Origin of the sequence: Geosporobacter subterraneus DSM 17957 (assembly GCF_900142145.1) — a bacterium.
Classification (GTDB): domain Bacteria; phylum Bacillota; class Clostridia; order Peptostreptococcales; family Thermotaleaceae; genus Geosporobacter; species Geosporobacter subterraneus.
The window spans coordinates 26,334-43,690 of record NZ_FQZV01000012.1 but is presented as its reverse complement, the minus strand read 5'-3'; the positions used below and the strand labels follow the sequence as shown (position 1 = coordinate 43,690).

The 17,357-nt window shown below is 42.1% G+C and carries 15 protein-coding genes; 13 read left to right on the top strand and 2 right to left on the bottom strand.

What is annotated here, in order from left to right:
* Positions 1–5 precede the first annotated feature (5 nt).
* The gene (locus tag BUB56_RS05325) at positions 6–917 is read left to right on the top strand and encodes a branched-chain amino acid transaminase (RefSeq protein WP_110940339.1); all 912 of its coding nucleotides are present in this window, start codon (positions 6–8) and stop codon (positions 915–917) included.
* Positions 918–996: 79 nt separating this feature from the next.
* Here the strand turns inward: BUB56_RS05325 and BUB56_RS05320 are convergent, their stop codons facing one another.
* Positions 997–1,746 (bottom strand): TSUP family transporter, encoded by a 750-nt coding sequence (locus BUB56_RS05320; RefSeq protein ID WP_110940338.1) that lies wholly within the window; start codon positions 1,744–1,746, stop codon positions 997–999.
* Positions 1,747–2,030: 284 nt separating this feature from the next.
* Positions 2,031–2,621: a radical SAM protein gene (locus tag BUB56_RS05315; protein WP_110940337.1), complete on the bottom strand. Its 591-nt coding sequence runs from the start codon at positions 2,619–2,621 to the stop codon at positions 2,031–2,033.
* Between the two features lie 140 nt (positions 2,622–2,761).
* Here BUB56_RS05315 and BUB56_RS05310 point away from each other — a divergent pair, with 140 nt between their 5' ends.
* The 12 genes from BUB56_RS05310 (at position 2,762) to BUB56_RS05255 (ending at position 17,341) form a co-directional block, all read left to right on the top strand.
* Positions 2,762–3,586 (top strand): motility protein A, encoded by an 825-nt coding sequence (locus tag BUB56_RS05310; RefSeq protein WP_110940336.1) that lies wholly within the window; start codon positions 2,762–2,764, stop codon positions 3,584–3,586.
* On the top strand, positions 3,570–4,274 hold the full coding sequence (locus BUB56_RS05305; RefSeq protein ID WP_110940335.1) for an OmpA/MotB family protein: 705 nt from the start codon (positions 3,570–3,572) through the stop codon (positions 4,272–4,274). Before BUB56_RS05310 ends, BUB56_RS05305 begins: the two co-directional genes overlap by 17 nt.
* A gap of 20 nt (positions 4,275–4,294) precedes the next feature.
* The gene (locus BUB56_RS05300) at positions 4,295–4,756 is read left to right on the top strand and encodes an NUDIX hydrolase (RefSeq protein WP_110940334.1); all 462 of its coding nucleotides are present in this window, start codon (positions 4,295–4,297) and stop codon (positions 4,754–4,756) included.
* A gap of 75 nt (positions 4,757–4,831) precedes the next feature.
* Positions 4,832–6,877, top strand: coding sequence for a PAS domain-containing sensor histidine kinase (locus tag BUB56_RS05295; protein WP_110940333.1), 2,046 nt, complete (start codon positions 4,832–4,834; stop codon positions 6,875–6,877).
* A 75-nt stretch (positions 6,878–6,952) separates the two neighbouring features.
* A complete protein-coding gene (locus BUB56_RS05290; RefSeq protein ID WP_110940332.1) occupies positions 6,953–8,161 on the top strand; it encodes a PP2C family protein-serine/threonine phosphatase in 1,209 nt (402 codons plus the stop codon).
* A gap of 25 nt (positions 8,162–8,186) precedes the next feature.
* A complete protein-coding gene (locus BUB56_RS05285; protein ID WP_110940331.1) occupies positions 8,187–8,732 on the top strand; it encodes a gamma carbonic anhydrase family protein in 546 nt (181 codons plus the stop codon).
* 362 nt (positions 8,733–9,094) lie between these two features.
* The gene (locus BUB56_RS05280; RefSeq protein WP_110940330.1) at positions 9,095–10,930 is read left to right on the top strand and encodes an ABC transporter ATP-binding protein; all 1,836 of its coding nucleotides are present in this window, start codon (positions 9,095–9,097) and stop codon (positions 10,928–10,930) included.
* A gap of 424 nt (positions 10,931–11,354) precedes the next feature.
* Entirely contained in the window at positions 11,355–13,181 is a 1,827-nt protein-coding gene (locus tag BUB56_RS05275) for an ABC transporter ATP-binding protein (protein WP_110940329.1), read from the top strand.
* Between the two features lie 119 nt (positions 13,182–13,300).
* Positions 13,301–14,854, top strand: coding sequence for a spore germination protein (locus tag BUB56_RS05270; protein ID WP_110940328.1), 1,554 nt, complete (start codon positions 13,301–13,303; stop codon positions 14,852–14,854).
* A gap of 5 nt (positions 14,855–14,859) precedes the next feature.
* Positions 14,860–16,011 carry a Ger(x)C family spore germination protein gene (locus BUB56_RS05265; protein ID WP_110940327.1) on the top strand — a complete coding sequence of 384 codons (1,152 nt, stop codon included), beginning with the start codon at positions 14,860–14,862 and terminating at the stop codon, positions 16,009–16,011.
* 3 nt (positions 16,012–16,014) lie between these two features.
* Complete coding sequence (locus tag BUB56_RS05260) at positions 16,015–16,224, top strand: hypothetical protein (protein ID WP_110940326.1); 210 nt, start codon at positions 16,015–16,017, stop codon at positions 16,222–16,224.
* Positions 16,225–16,240: 16 nt separating this feature from the next.
* On the top strand, positions 16,241–17,341 hold the full coding sequence (locus tag BUB56_RS05255) for a GerAB/ArcD/ProY family transporter (RefSeq protein ID WP_110940325.1): 1,101 nt from the start codon (positions 16,241–16,243) through the stop codon (positions 17,339–17,341).
* Positions 17,342–17,357 lie beyond the last annotated feature (16 nt).

Genomic DNA, 17,357 nt, shown 5'->3' with positions numbered 1-17,357 from the left:
AAAAGATGGAGTCTTATGTTTTTTACCAAGGGGAGATCTTGGAGGAAAGCAAAGTAAATATTAGCATTCGTTCTAAGGCCTTTAATTATGGACTCGGGTGTTTCGAAGGCATTCGGGCCTATTGGGATGAGGAAGCGCAGCAGCTATACGCTTTTCGTCTGAAGGAGCATTATCAGAGGCTGCTGGAATCCTGTAAAGCCCTCTACATCCAGATCCCTTACACTGCTGAGGAGCTGTGTGAGTGGACGTTGGTATTACTTAGAAAAAATAACTTCAAAACCACAGTATATATTAGACCGGTTGCATTTAAGGGTTCTGATCACCTATTCCCAACCCTCTATGATGACGATAACCGCATCTTAATATACTGCCAACCCATGGGCAACTTTGCCGGCAAGGAGGCCTTTCGCGCTGCAGTGTCTACTTGGAGAAGAATCTCTGATACCATGTTGCCCCCAAGGACCAAGGCTACAGCTGCCTACTTGAACTCTGCACTGGCATCCTTGGAAGCGTTGCAAAATGGATATGATGAAGCAATTCTTCTGACAGATCAGGGTTATGTTTGTGAGGGGCCGGGAGAAAATATCTTTCTGGTGAAGAATGGAAAACTGATCACACCTTCTCCTGCAGATCATATTTTAGAAGGAATTACCCGCAACACGGTTATGGTACTGGCGAAGGAAGAGCTGGGGTTAGAGATTGTGGAAAGAAGTGTTGCACGCACAGAACTCTACTCAGCCCAAGAAGTATTCTTCAGTGGGACGGCCATGGAGGTCACCCCAGTGATCGAAGTAGACAATCGGAAGGTTGGAAACGGAGAACAGGGAGAGGTATGCAGAGAGATTAAAAAGCTGTTCTTTGGCTTAACAACAGGCAGAAATCTAAAATATGCCCATTTCTGCACTCCAGTTTATTAAAGAATACGAGATAGTTGCGCAATCGTAGATAATGAAACATCAAATACAAAACCCGCCTATTTGGCGGGTTTTTAATATACTACAGATTAAATGAAAGCTTAATAATAAAGGAAATAGAAATCAGGATAAAAATAGGCTTAATCAGCTTCGCTCCGTTGCGGATGGCCAGCCGGGTACCGACTAAAGCCCCTAATATCATAGAGATAGCCAGGGGAATTCCGATGCTGTAGATCACCTTGCCGTGCAGGGCAAAAACAATAAAGGAGGTAACTCCGCTGCAGGCATTGAGTATTTTTCCATTTCCACAGCTTTGCAAAAAGTTAAAGCCCAAGAAGGTAATAAAGGAAAAGATGAGAAAAGAACCGGCACCGGGTCCAAAGAACCCATCGTAAAAACCAAGGATTAAGGCTATAGCACATCCAATCAGTATATTTCTTCTAGTCATTCCTGTGAAACGATCCTCACTGCCCATGTCCTTTTTTAGTACCGTATAGGCACATACAACCAGCAGCAATACAAGTACGATGGCATTAAGAATTTTTTGATTGATCATCAATACGGTATTTACACCCAGCACAGCGCCTAAAATCGTGCAGGGAATCATATACATTAAAAGCTCCTTGTGGATATTCTTTGATCGGATAAAGGCAATAGAACTGGAAACTGTTCCAAACATGGCGCCGAATTTATTGGTGCCCAGAGCAAAGTGGGGGGGAACGCCAAAGGCGAAAAGAGCAGGAATGCTAATCAAACCGCCGCCTCCCGCAATAGAATCCACAAATTGGGCAAGAAAGCCAAAAAAGCAAAGATAGATAACTTTTAAGTCCATAAATAAAACCCTCCGCTGCAATGATGTCTTAAGATTATTGTAACGGATTCAAGGAAAAAAGTCACCAAAAAAGGACTTGCTAAAAAGAGCAAATCCTTTTGTTGATTATTTACTTCTTTCATATTGCTTAGGTCACGGAATATCCGTGTTCAGGGCCTTGGCTGCTTCTAGGGGCCAATAGGGATTTCGAAGGAGCTCTCTTCCGATATAGACTAAATCCGTTCCCTTGGCTCTACCGCTGCAGCCTACAGGATAATTAAGCTCGCATCTCCTTGGAAGGATGCTTATAATGAATGCACCAAGCCCTTTAGTCCCGCTGCTTTAGCCGCAGATACTGCCTGCTGGTATTCTTTCTTTGTGATGCTGCGGCTCAGCTCCGGATAGTTATAGGCCTGATGCGCAGGGTAATATTGGGGCATAATATTGACATAGGTATCAGGACCCAGCTCCTGTACAATAAAATCCATGATTTTATCCGTATCTGCCAGATTCTCAGGAAGTACCAGATGACGAATCATCAATCCCCGATAGGCAACATTGTTGTCATCGGTCCGGAGGCCTCCTACCTGATCGTGCATTTCCCGAAGGGCTTCCTTTGCTATGGTATAGTAATGCTTCACACCCATGTACCGGTAAGCTTTTTCATCGTCTGCAAACTTTAGATCAGGGAGATAGATATCTATAATATCTTTCAACAGTCTTAGAGAATCCGTCAAATCATAACCATTGCTGTTGTAAACGATGGGAATCTGCAATCCCCTGTTGGCGGCAATGTAGATAGCTTCGACAATCTGGGGGATGATATGCCCCGGTGAAACCAAATTGATATTATGGCAGCCTTTACGCTGTAGGGCCAACATCATATCCGTCAGCATTTAGGTTTTTCTATTCCAGAGAAATTTATGAGCAGGATACAGCAGATAATCCTGTAGTACTGTTTTTTTCTTTTACGACAATATCCTCAAAAATATGATACAATCATAATAGCGTATAATACATAGTTAGGAGGCAGTTCATGAAAATAGAGAGCCGGGATCAATATATCAAGCTTGCAGTCATCGGTGCTTTAGTGTTATTGATTATACATTCTTTGCTGGGCAGTATATCCTTAAGGGCGTTTTTTAATCTTACAGCCCTGGAAATTATTTTTGCAGGAATTATCTTATCGGTCATTATCAGTTTCTCCTTTGACACCTTAATCGCAACCGCTAAAATGATTCGGGCCAGCTTTACGGACAAAATTGATTATGCAGGGGATATCCACAAGCTCCACCAGCTTAGTGTAAAAGTGAAAAGGGAAGGGATTTTATCCATCCAATCAGAAATTGAAAGGGAAAACCAAACCTTTTTGAGGGATGCGATGATCCTGCTCAATGACTATAAAAAACCGGAAGTCATGCGGGATATTTTAGAAAAGGATATGGAATCCAGAAGAGCAAATCTATATCGGTCCTACAATGTATTGAAGATGATTTCCCATGTAGCACCCTCCTTTGGTTTAATAGGCACTCTGGTCGGAATGATCGGACTGCTTTCTAACATGGATAAAACTGATATGATCATGAACAACATGGCTTATGCACTGGTAAGTACCCTCTACGGCGGGCTTATCGCCAACTTTGCAGCAGTACCTCTGATGGGACGGCTGAAAGAATATATCGACAGAAATATGCTGCGGTTTGCCATGATTACGGAGGGAATATTGTTGATTGCTCAAAATGATTCGCCAAGAAACGTATTCGATAAAATGAATGTGATGCTAAAAGAAAGTCATCGCCTGGAGTATCCAAGAAACAGAATGGAAGAAAGGAATTTGACTGCCTATGAGTTGGAATCCTGAAGATAAAAAGCATGAAATAGAATTCTCCAGTACCTGGCTGATTACCTACAGCGATATGATTACGATTATCCTATGCTTCTTTATCATATTCTTTACTTTTTCCACCAAGGAGCTTTCTGCACTCTACCAGGTTCGAAACACCCTTACAGCGGAGGTAGAACAGCTCCATACAGAGAATACAAAGTTAAGGAGTGAAAAGGAATCTCTTGCGGCCCAACTTTTTGGACTGCAGGATATAAAAAATGATATAAAAACCTCAAAGGAGGATTTCATTAGCTTTTTGAGGGAAAAGAATTTAATGGATGCAGTGGATATCCTGGAAAACGAAAGAGGGCTGCTGATTCGTTTTAAAGACAGCATTCTTTTTGATAGTGGGAAAGCTGCAATTTCCGAAGAAGGTTATATGATCCTTCACAAGGTAGGGGACAAACTGAAAAGCATCAACAACCCTATTATCGTGGAAGGGTATACGGATAATATACCTATTTGTACACCGGAATTTCCTTCTAACTGGGAGCTGTCTGTAGCGCGATCGATTAATGTAGTGAAGTTTTTCACGGAGAAGAAAGGAATTCATAAGGAACGGGTGTCTGTCAGCGGCTTTGGGGAACATAATCCCATTGATACAAATGCTACGTCCAAGGGTAGAGCCAAAAATAGAAGAATTGAGATTACCATCGTTAATTAAAGCATAGAGGAGAAATCATGATGAAGCTTTCGACCATCTGCTATATTGAGAGGGAAAATCAATATCTCATGCTGCATCGAATTAAAAAAGCCAATGATGTACACCATGGAAAATGGATTGGATTAGGAGGAAAGATGGAGCCGGGAGAAACTCCGGAAGAATGTATTATCCGGGAAGTGAGGGAAGAAAGCGGCTTAAGCATTCATGCTCCAACCCTTAAGGGTATCTTAACCTTTCCAAGATTCAAGGATGAAGAGGATTGGTATGTTTTTTTATTTGTTGCCAGGAATTTTTCCGGAGAGATTACCGATTCTTCGGAAGGAGTGCTGCAGTGGGTTGATAAAGGGGAACTGGAAAACCTGAATTTGTGGGAAGGGGATCGGTTATTTCTACGGTGGATGGAGCAGGATCATTTCTTTTCAGGAAAAATTACCTATGAAAAAGGGAATTTAATAGACAGCAGTGTTATTTTCCATCTATAAAACTGCCAATCCATTGACTGCTCATAAACAGTCTTGTTTGTATTTAAATGAGCAAATAGTTATTGATTCTTGCCCATGGAGAAGATAGTATTAATAGTAGCAGTGAGAATAGAGCCAAGAATATTGTATAAGCTGGATATGGGAGAAAACACCTGTATGATGAGGAAAATAGAAGACAAAGAAAAGCTGTATAGGGATATCTTGAATAGTGTGAATGATGTTGTATTTTTATTAGACCGGAATCATAAACACATAGCTGTTTTCGGGAAATGGCTAGAAAGAGGATCAGCTGATCAAGAGGATTTTATTGGTAAAACCGCTGTTGAAATCATGGGGGAAGAAAAGGGAAGAGTTCATATAGCAGCAAATGAGCGGGCACTAAAAGGGGAAAATGTAATCTACCAGTGGTCAACTTATATAAATGGTGTTTTGAATTTCATACAGACATCGCTATCCCCCATCTATGATGATGCCGGTGAAGTGGTACAAGTAGCAGGTGTGGGCAGAAATATTACGGAGCTGGTGGATTTAAACAGAAAGCTTCAAGAGGCAAAGGATGCAGCAGAAGCGGCTTATTTGGAAAAAGGTGAATTGATTAGAAACATCAGTCATGAGATTAGAACCCCTATGAACAGCATCATGGGGATGGCAGAGCTCCTGCGGGAAACATCTCTGACGGAGGAACAGCGGGGGTATACGGATATTATTTTGGATTCTAGTTATTTGTTGCTGCATATTATAGAAGATATATTGGATTTGTCGAAGCTGGAGGCAAGAAAGATTTCTCTAAATAAACAGATATTTGAAGCCAGACAGGTGATAGACAGTTCTTTAAAGCTTGTAGAAGCGGAAGCTCGCAGGAAAAAGATCACTTTGTTGCATCAAACGGATTTAGACAAACCTCTATACCTAATAGGGGACGGAATCCGCCTAAGGCAGGTCATGCTGAATCTGTTGAATAATGCAGTTAAGTTTACAAATGAAGGCCGTATCATAGCGAAGAGTAGAATTTTGGAGGAAACGGAAAAAACTGCAAAAATAGTTTTAGAGGTTGAAGATACGGGCATCGGCATAGCAAAAGACAGTATAAAAGATATATTTAAACCTTTTGTACAAGAGCATCAACAGAGCGGGAAGCAGCACCATGGAACCGGATTGGGACTGGCAATCTGTGAGGAAATCATAAAACTCATGGGAGGAGAAATAAGGGTGGAAAGTGAAAAAGGAAAGGGGTCAACCTTTTCTGTAATCCTATCTTTGCCAAAGGCAGGACAGACGGATATTGGAGATGAACGCAAGATGATCGGAGATAAAAAAAGCATAAAAACAGAGGATAGAATCGCTGCAGGCAGCATTCTTGTGGTAGAAGATAATCCCGTGAATCAGAAAGTAATTCTGCATCAGTTAAATAAACTGGGATATAAGGCTCAAAGCGTTTCAAACGGTAGAGAAGCGGTCAAGACAGTCATGCAGCATTCCTTTGCTGCAATATTAATGGACTGTCAGCTGCCCGATATAGACGGCTATAAAACGGCGCAGTTAATTCGCAGTATAGAGGACTCCCAGACTGCAAAGGTGCCTATTATTGCTATGACAGGAAATGCCCTTCTAGAAGAGAAAGAGAAATGCATGGTTTCCGGGATGACCGATTATATTGCAAAACCCACAACCTTGCAGGGTTTAAGTTCCATACTTGAAAAATGGTGCGGCGGCATAGAAAAGAAAATGGACACGCCGGCAAAAAGCTCACCGGAATCAGAAGATGCAATCTGTGAAGAAGTATTAAAGGACTTGGAAGATATAGGGGAGCAGAATAACAGTGGCATATTTCTGGCCCGGTTGTTGGAGGGATATCTGAATACTACAGCCGAGCTGCTTCAATCTATGAATCTGCATTTAAAGAATAAGGATATGAAAAATCTTAGAGCAGGGGCCCATAACATCAAATCCAGCAGTGCCTATGTGGGAGCCCTGAATTTATCCGCCTTAGCCAAGGAACTTGAAGCAGCTGCTGCAGGAGAAAAACTATCTGTTGCAGCACAGCTGATGCCGCGGCTTCACAAGGAGTTTATATTGGTAAAAAGGACGCTGAGTGAGGTATTGGCAGATAGAAAGCAATGAAATGAGTCCAATGGGATTGAATATTTTCAGTGAACGGGGTGTTGTTGATCAGCAGGATTAATAGAGGTGAAGAATATGTATAAAATACTGATTGTAGACGATATGTGGATGAATCGGGAGATTATGAAAACAGTTTTGCAAAATCCCTCTGATCATTATATATTCTATGAAGCAGAAGATGGGATCGAAGCGGAGAAGTTGATTCAAGAGGAAAAGATGGATTTAGTGATTCTAGATTTAATGATGCCTTTGGAGGATGGCTTTTCTGTACTGGAGCACCTCAAAAATAATAACCATAAAAGAGATTTACCTGTAATCGTGTATACTGCGTTAGATGACACTGAGAGCATACAAAAAGCATTGGAGCTAGGGGCATACGATTACTTTACCAAGCCTTTATCTGTAAAACAAATGCAGGTAGTACTTCCCTTCAAGGTAAGAAATGCCATACGGAACTATGAACAACGGGAATCATTGGAGAATCTCTATAAGCAGGTTAAGCAGGAGCTTCAGCTGGCCAATATATTTCAAAATTCCCTGCTGCCGAAGTCAAAAAAACTAGAGACCGCAAATGTATTCGGCAGGTATGTGCCCTGTATCGAGGTTGGGGGAGATTTTTTCGACTGCATTGAGGTGGAGAACCGCCTGTGGTTCATCATTGCAGATATTGAGGGGCACGGTGTAGCCTCTGCCATGGCTTCTTCCATGATTAAGATTATCTTTCACGACTGCTGCAGTAAAATGAGCCGGCCCGATGAAATACTAAGCTACATGAATGAATTATTTATACGGATACTGCCGGAGCATATTATGCTGTCTTTTACAGCTTTTGTCGGTATGATACAGGAAGATTTGTTAACTTATGCCAATGGAGGGCATCCTTATCCCATCCTTTTCAAGAAGGAGGATGCGTGTTTCATCACCTTAGCACAGGACGGATATCCCCTGGGTATGTTTCGTGAGGCTGATTATGAGCAGCATATTTTAGAAATAGAAAAGGAGGATGCAGTCCTTTTATATACCGATGGTTTAATGGGAAAGCATATGACTGTTGATAAGATTCATGATTTTCTTGAAGCCAACAGGCTTAAGTTATTTCGCCTGCTTCAAGAGGACCCTGAAAGCTGTATGGATTATATTCTGAAAGAACACCAACAGGAACTGGGAAAGGCTTACCAAGACGATATCGCCCTTATGTTCATCCAAAAAACAAAGGGATGCACTGGAACATATGGGAAGACATATAGGATTGAAACCTGCGAAGAAAGGGAATATATAATATAGACCTCACTGAAAGGAGACTTTACATATGATACAGGAATTTGAAGGGATACAGCCTAAGCTGGATGAAAAAAGCTACAGAGCCGATGGATCTAAGGTAATCGGTGACGTTACCATGAAAGAATTCAGCAGCATATGGTATAATACAGTGGTTAGGGGCGACGTGAACCGCATAGAAATCGGGCGCTATACCAATATCCAGGATAACAGCGTAGTCCATGTAGCCGATGAACACCCTACGATTGTAGGCGATTTTGTAACCGTAGGACACAACGCCATACTGCATGGCTGCACCATTGAGGATCATTGTCTGATTGGTATGGGGGCAACGGTGTTAAACGGGGCTGTTGTTGGCAGAGGAAGTATCGTTGCTGCAGGAGCACTAGTAAGAGAAAATCAAATCATACCTCCAAATTCCCTGGTTGTCGGAATGCCGGGAAAGGTAGTAAAAGCAATAGAAAGCATGGACAGTATTCATGCACAAGCCCTAAAATATAAGACCCTGTGGACTGAGCGGTATGGTATACTTCCTGATGGGGGCGGAGAAAGATATGGGGGAGAAAAGATTATATAAAAAAATAATTGCATAAAACAGTTAAAAATACTATACTATAATAAGAAATCCAGAATTTTCTAAAAGGAGGTCGTGAATATGAAAAACTTTGATAGCCATTACAGCATTGCAGTAAATTTATTTTCTTTTCACACGACCTGCAGATGGATAGAAATATCTTAAGATATTTTTGCATGTAAGAAAATGGGGTATTTATACCATGGGTTGTGTGTGACTGCCTATGGTATTTTTTATTTCCATTTGATCAACCGCTGCAAGTGGATAATAGAGAATATTGAATGTGTGCCATAGGTATTATACCTGTGGTTTTTTTGTCGGTACAATCATTGCAACATGAAATATATGCATAAGGAAGTGAAGACATGTGGCATAAGCTCAAACTATTATGGAAGTACATGGAAGGGAATAAGCTGTTGTATATGGGTGCAGTAATAAGCATCGGAATATCAACAATTTTTACTTTGGTAAATCCGCTGGTGATTCGGGTCACCATCGATTCTATTATCGGTGAAGAGGCAATACAAGGCCCCTTGTGGGTGCATGGGCTGATAGAGAACTTAGGCGGAAGAAGCCTGTTGATGCACAATCTGTGGATTGCAGCCTTAGCTCTGGTTTTATTGAATATTATGAATGGCTTTTTTTTATATGCAAAGGGGAAGTGGTCCGCCCAGGCCTCCGAAGACATTGCCCGAAATCTCCGAGAGGCTTTGTTCAACCATTTGCAGCATTTATCCTATGATTATCACGTTAAAGTGGAAACAGGAGAGCTGATCCAACGATGTACCTCCGATGTAGAAACCATTCGCCGGTTTTTAGCGGTACAGTTGGTGGAAGTAGGGAGAACTGTATTTATGCTGGGTTTTGCCCTATTCATCATGCTGTCTTTGGATGTATCCCTCACCCTTGTTTCTATCATTGTGGTGCCCATTATTTTTATATCGGCTTTGATTTTTTTCATGAAGGTGCAGAAGGCATTTCAATTGTCTGATGAGGCAGAAGGCAGGCTTTCAACGGTATTGCAGGAAAATCTCACGGGAATTCGGGTAGTCAGGGCCTTTGGAAGGCAGGCCTTTGAAGCGGAAAAATTTGAGAAAAGTAATGCAGAATACAGAGATCTTACCTATGATTTGATACGATTATTAGCGGGATACTGGTCATTATCCGATTTGCTCACCATGCTTCAGATTGGAGCGGTGGTAGTCGTTGGAGCTTATTGGGCTTCAATCGGAAGGATCACCTTGGGGACCCTTGTGGTGTTTACCACATACGAAACCATGCTGCTTTGGCCTATACGGCAAATGGGAAGAATCTTGACCGATATGGGAAAGACTTTGGTATCGATAGGAAGGATTGAGGAAATATTCCAGCATCCCATGGAAGATATGGATACTGACGGTCAAAAACCAAAAATAGAAGGCGATATTGTTTTTGAAAATGTATCTTTCTCCTATGATGGAGAAAGCCCTGTATTGAAAAATATATCCTTCCACGCTGAGAAGGGGAAAACTGTGGCGATTTTAGGGGCTACCGGTTCAGGAAAATCCTCTTTGGTACACCTTCTGCTGAGATTATATGATTATCAAAGGGGGTCTATCACTATTGACGGGGTAGAACTGAAGCAGATTCATAAAAAGTGGCTTCGAAAAAATATAGGTATTGTACTGCAAGAGCCCTTCCTCTTCTCAAAAACCATTAAGGAAAATATTGGGCTGTCAAAGGCTGAAGCAAAGGAAAAAGAAATCATTCTGGCTGCCCGGGCAGCCGCTATCCATGAGGGAATTTTGGAGTTTGAAAAGGGATATGACACGGCTGTCGGTGAACGGGGCGTTACCCTGTCAGGAGGGCAGAAGCAGCGGATAGCTATTGCCAGAAGCCTGGTACAGGATAGTCCGGTATTAATTTTTGACGATTCCTTAAGTGCCGTAGATACGGAAACGGAGGAGATGATCCGTAAAGCTCTTAAAGAAAGAAATAAGAACAGAACAACCTTTATCATCTCCCATAGAATTACTACGGTTGCAGATGCAGATATGATTTTAGTACTTCAGCATGGTGAGATTGTTCAATCAGGCACCCACGAAGAACTCATCCAGAAGCCCGGACTGTATCAGCGGATATGGGCCATACAGAATCTGTTGGAGGAGGAAATATTGGAGGAGAAGGCAATTTCAGAAAGTGATATTATCGTATCCTCTTGAAAACATACCTTTAATATAGATGTGTGATTGAGAAATCTAACATTCAGCGGAACGGCACAGGGGCCGTTCCTTATGTAAACCCTGAAAGAATTGTAGGGAACGACCTATAAGCGTCAACTTAACCCATCATTTGTCATCCTGAGCGGAGTAAAACGAAGTCGAAGGATCTTTAAGCTAGATGATATACTCTGACAATCAAAAGTAATTTTGTGTATGTTCCATAAGATTCTTCGCTAACGCTCAGAATGACATGCTACTAAGGGTTATTTGGAAATACTTAGATTAAGTTGACGCCTATGGGGAACGACCTATGTCTCATCCCGAAAAAGCGGGCAGACACGCAGGTCTGCCTCTACTAGATAAAAATATTCTAAGAGTATTGCCTAGTATAGACGTAAAATAGAAATAGAGAGGATAGACAACCATGAGCGTATACAAGGAACAGGAATTTACAAAACAATTCGATGCCCAACTGTGGAAACGGCTGCTGACCTATGCAAAGCCCTATAAAAAGCACTTAATCCTCCTTGCCTTGATCATGATGGCGGTGGGAGGGATCGATGTCATATTTCCATTGATGACCCGATACGCCATTGATCATTTTGTCATTCCGGGGACGACGGAGGGACTCCAGGGTTTTGCGCTGGCCTATGCTGTACTGGTAGGCATTCAAACGGTAAATGTATGGATGCTGATTGCCGTCGCGGGAAAGATCGAAATGGGTGTCTGCTATGATATCCGGAAAATCGCTTTTCAAAGACTTCAGGAGCTTTCCTTCTCCTACTATGATAAAACCGCTGTAGGTTGGATTATGGCCCGCATGACCTCAGACATACAGCGACTCAGCGAGATACTTTCCTGGGGCTTGGTGGATCTGGTTTGGGGCGGCAGCTTGATGACGGCCATTATGGCGGTATTGCTTTACCTCAACTGGAAGCTTGCTCTGATTACTTTGGTAGTAGCGCCTTTTCTGGTAATGATTAGTCTTTACTTTCAGAGGAAAATACTAGCCTCCTACCGTCAGGTGAGAAAAGTCAACTCACGGATTACAGGTGCCTTCAATGAAGGAATTATGGGGGCAAAAACCTCTAAAACCCTTGTAAGAGAAGAAGAAAACCTAAAAGATTTTCAACTGTTGACCAAAGAGATGTTTCACTCCTCGGTGAGAGCCGCCATATTTTCTTCTGTTTTTCTCCCTGTGGTATTGACTTTGGGCAGTGTGGGTACCGGTTTAGCAATCTGGTTTGGGGGGCGAGGGGTCTTGCTGGAGGCCATCAGCTTCGGCACACTAGTAGCTTTCATATCTTATACCATTCAGTTTTTTGAACCGGTTAGGGAACTGGCAAGAATTATTGCGGAGCTGCAAGCTGCACAGGCCTCCGCTGAAAGAGTATTGTCTATGATCCACAGCAAACCGGAGATTGTAGATGAGGAGCATGTTGTCAAAGTCTACGGGGACTTATTTCACCCCAAAAAAGAAAATTGGCCGCAAATCCATGGGAATATTACCTTCCAAAATGTCAGCTTTACTTATGAAGAAGGGGAAAAAGTGCTGGAAAACTTCAATCTGGAGGTAAAAGCAGGAGAGAAAATAGCACTGGTGGGGGAAACAGGCTCGGGAAAAAGCACTATTGTTAATCTGCTGTGCCGATTTTATGAGCCTACGGAAGGGAAGATTCTAATCGATGGGATAGATTACCGTCAGCGGTCCCAGCTGTGGCTTCAGTCTAATCTGGGATATGTGCTGCAGACCCCCCATTTGTTTAGCGGCACCATCCGGGAGAATATTCAATATGGCAGGCTGGAGGCTTCGGAGGATGAGATCCTTGAGGCAGCAAAATTGGTCAATGCCCATCCCTTTATTATGCAGATGGAGAAGGGTTATGATACCCAGGTGGGCGAGGGCGGAAATCGCCTGTCAACGGGGGAAAAACAGTTGATTTCCTTTGCCAGGGCTATCCTCGCAAATCCAAAGATATTTGTATTGGATGAGGCTACCTCCTCAATTGATACGGAGACAGAGCAAAGGATAGAACAGGCCATCGAAAAAGTGCTTCAGGGAAGAACCAGCTTTATTATTGCCCACAGGCTCTCTACCATCCGTTCTGCTCATCGGATTTTAGTCCTTCGGAATGGAAAGGTTATTGAGGCAGGAAGTCACAGACAGCTTATTGGACAAAAAGGATATTATTATGAGCTTTATACCCATCAATTTAAAGAAGATAAGGAAATACAAATTATGCAGGCATAATAAGTATACAAAAGGCTCTATCGTAGAATAATTGCGGTAGGGCCTTCTTCTATAGGGTGCATGAAACATTAGTAACTGGAAATACTAGACTAACAAAAGTAGATAAGAGGAATCTAATAATGTTTAGGATACTGAAAGAAATATTATCCGGAAATACTAATGTTGGGGATAAAGAAACAGAAAAGCATGGGAAATTAGAAAAATCCTTGGGAAAAAATATTTTACGGTTGAAAAGGATTTTTGAGCATGACGAGACCATTGTTTATCGTGAGATTATAAATGAAAATCTATACCCTTCAAAATTTTATATCCTATTTACTGAGGGCATGGTCAATAAGGAAGTTATGAATGAACATCTTGTGGAGCCTTTAATGAAAGCTGCGGAGAAGGGTCATATTGCCCATAGGCACTTCCTGGATGAATTAACAAAAAAGGTATTGCAGTCAGGAGATATCAAAACTACTGATTCTTTGGATGAAATCATTGCTGCCATATTATATGGAGATACAGTTTTACTGGCAGAGGGAATTGCCGAGGGTCTAATCGTTAACACAAAGGGCTGGCAGTTTAGAGCTATTGAAGAGCCCCAATCGGAGAGTGGGGTAAGAGGTCCTCGTGAAGGCTTTATCGAGTCCATGATCATCAATATCAGTCTGGTGAAAAGAAAAATTAAAAACCCTGATTTAAAATTTCGTTTTAAAGAAATCGGAGAAAGAACCAAAACAAAGGTTTGTATCAGCTATTTAGAGGGAGTGGCCAATGATAAGATTGTTGAAGAGGCTATGAAACGCTTGGATCAAATCAAAATAGACGGAATATTAGATTCCGGCTATATAGAAGAGTTGATAAAGGATGCACCCCTATCACCCTGGAGAACTGTTGGAACGACCGAGCGGCCGGACATAGTAGCTGCAAAACTGCTGGAAGGAAGGGTGGCACTGTTTTGTGATGGAAGCCCCTTTGTTTTGACAATGCCTTTTCTCGTTTTGGAATATTTTCAAGCCAATGAAGACTATTATCACAATTACTATTTTGCAAGTCTTAATAGAATACTGAGATATACCGCTTGCTTTTTCTCCATAAGCATACCGGCTATATATGTAGCACTGGTTACTTATCACCAAGAGATGATTCCAACGCCCTTGCTCATTAGCATTGCCGCAGCTAAAAAAGGGGTCCCCTTTCCCACTATTTTTCAGGCTATTGCCATGGGATTAGCATTTGAGATTCTGAGAGAGGCTGGAATCCGGCTGCCGAGACCTATCGGGCAAGCAGTTAGTATTGTGGGGGCCTTGGTTTTAGGGGAGGCAGCAGTCCGTGCCCAATTGGTTGGAGCACCTATGGTGATTGTGACTGCCTTGACAGGAATCAGCAGCTTTCTATTGCCGCAAATGCTGGGAGAGCTGATTCTTACAAGACTCATCCTGCTTCTGCTGTCAGGTTTTCTGGGGCTGTATGGATTCATGTTTGGTGTGATGGGGCTTTTTATTCACCTCATGTCTATACGGTCTTTTGGGGTACCCTATATGCTTGATAGTATGCCTTTAAACAAACAGGATGTCAAAGATACGGCCATTCGGGCTCCCTGGTGGTATATGTATTATCGGCCTAAGCTGATCGGAGATAAAAATCCAGCCCGCAAGGAAGATGCAAAGAGGCAGAAAGGGGAATAGGGGCTATGAAGAGGTACAAAAAAATTATTAAGATAGGCTTAATTCCTATCACTTTGATCCTGCTTACCGGGTGCTGGGACTACAGGGAGCTGGATGAGATGGCTATTACTGCAGGTATGGCGGTAGACAAAATCGATGATAATTACCTGGTAACCACGGAAATCATCGACCCCAAAGCCGGGCCAGAAGGAGCGAAAATTGAATCGGCAGTTTTCGAGGGCATGGGAAGGGCTGTTTTCGACGCAGTGCGAAATATTATTAGAAAAAGCGGAAAAAAACTGTTTTGGAGTCATGCTAAAACCCTCATTTTCTCTGAAAGCCTGGCAAAAGACAATATCATACCTGTTTTAGACTGGATCAACAGAGATGCAGAGGTCAGAGGGGACATGTGGGTATTGATATCTAAAGAAAAAACTGCCAGGAAAATTTTTGGGGGAGAAAAGGGGCTATATGATGTTCTCATGTACCAAATACAGGATATTATGCGATCAGAAGAGCATCTGTCAAGGTTTCCCACTATGGAAATCTGGGAGTTTTTGAAAGATTTGCAAGAGGAAGGCAGTGGTGCTGTTGCAGCTGGGATTTATCTCGTTCCCTATCACGGAAAAAGCATACCGCAGGTGTCGGGAAGTGCTCTTTTTAAGGGAGAAAAAATGGTGGGATGGCTGGATGATATTGAGACCAGAGCCATGCTTTGGGTAAGAAATGAGGTGCATGGGGGACTTATTATAACAGAGGAGGTAGGAGAAGAAGATACAAAGGTGGTCATGGAGGTTTTTAGCAGCAAAACAAAGGTGAAACCTATCTATGAAAGAGAAAGGTTGAAGATGAAAATAGATGTTTCTTTAGATGTAGGCATAGGGGAACTGAGTACTACCAACGATTATTTTACAGAAGAGGGCATTAAATTTCTTGAGAAGGTAACGGAAGCTACAGTGGAAAGGCAGATAGACACTACTATCCGAAAGGTACAGCACCACTACAATACGGATGTGTTCAGATTTGCCCAAACCATTAAGCGGGAAATGCCTGATCTATGGAAAAGCATTAGGGGAGATTGGGATCACATATTTCCAAATTTAGATACAAAAATCAATATAAAGGTAAAAATTAGGAGTACAGCGTTAACGAGCAAACCCATAGGATTAGGTGATTAAAGGATGGTAATACTTATTATTGTATTATATTTTCTTATAGGCTTTTTCGAAATTCTTCCGTTACTGAAGCAGGGGCAGTATCAAAAGCTATGGCTGTATGGCACATTGTTTTTGACTGCCTTTGTGATCAGCATACTGCTGTCGCTGGATATAAAGCCTCCAAGTCCTGCGAAGCCTATTGAAAAGATTGTAGAAATGGTGATGAAAAAATGATGTAGGAGGATTGTCAATGGATCGAGAAGTGATTTCAGATAAGCAGGGAATTATGCTGCTGATTCTCTTTATAACGGGAAGTACCCTAGTGCTGCCCACAGCAGTGGAAGCCGGAAGGGATTTATGGCTGGCTATTCTTTTGGCTGTGACTGCTGCTGGGGTTGCTGTATTTATTTATGCCAGAATTCTCTATCTGTTTCCTACAAAGGATTTATTCGACATCACACAGGAGCTGTTTGGGAGGTTTTTAGGTAAGCTATTGGTACTAATCTATACGTGGTTTGCCTTTCATTTGTGTGTGCTGGTTTTACGAAATTTTGGGGATTTTATATCAATTGTCGGATTAGAAGGGACACCCATGATTGTCCCTATGGCTGTTACAGGCACTTTGTGCATCTGGGGTGTAAAGGAAGGGATAGAAGTGCTGGGCAGATGGGCAGAATTTTTTCTTCCCATTACGGCACTGCTCATGCTGACAGCGATTCTTTTACTGATTCCCAATATGAAAATCGACTATCTTTTGCCTATTTTATACGATGGCATCAAGCCAGTCCTAAAGGGTGGCTATGCTGTCTTCACTTTTCCCTTTGCAGAGACGGTATTGTTTTTGGCGGCCTTTGATGTATTAAAACGAAAAGAATCAGCCTATAAGGTATACTTTACGGGTTTGGCCCTGGGAGGATTCGCTATATTGATTAGCTCTTTGACGGAGGTTGCTGTACTGGGGATTCAAACTTATAAGGCAGTTTATTTTCCCGCATATATAGCCGTAGCACGCCTCAACATTGGTGAGTTTATTCAAAGAATGGAAATTATTGTGGCCATCGTTTTTTTAATTGGAGGGTTTATAAAAGTCAGCATATGTCTTCTGGCTGCCTGTAAAGGAATTACAAAGCTCTTTGGTATTGCTGATTACCGGTTTGTTGTAACTCCGGTAGGCGCATTGGTAATCAATACGGCTTTTTTTATCTATGGCAGTGTCATGGAGACCGTGGAGTGGGCATCGCAGGTATGGCCCTATTATGCTTTTCCATTTCAGGTAGCTTTACCCATATTGATCTGGATTGCAGCGGAGCTTAAGAGCAGAAAAAGAGAAAAACAGGAAAAAGCAAAATAGAAAGCCTGCATCAAAT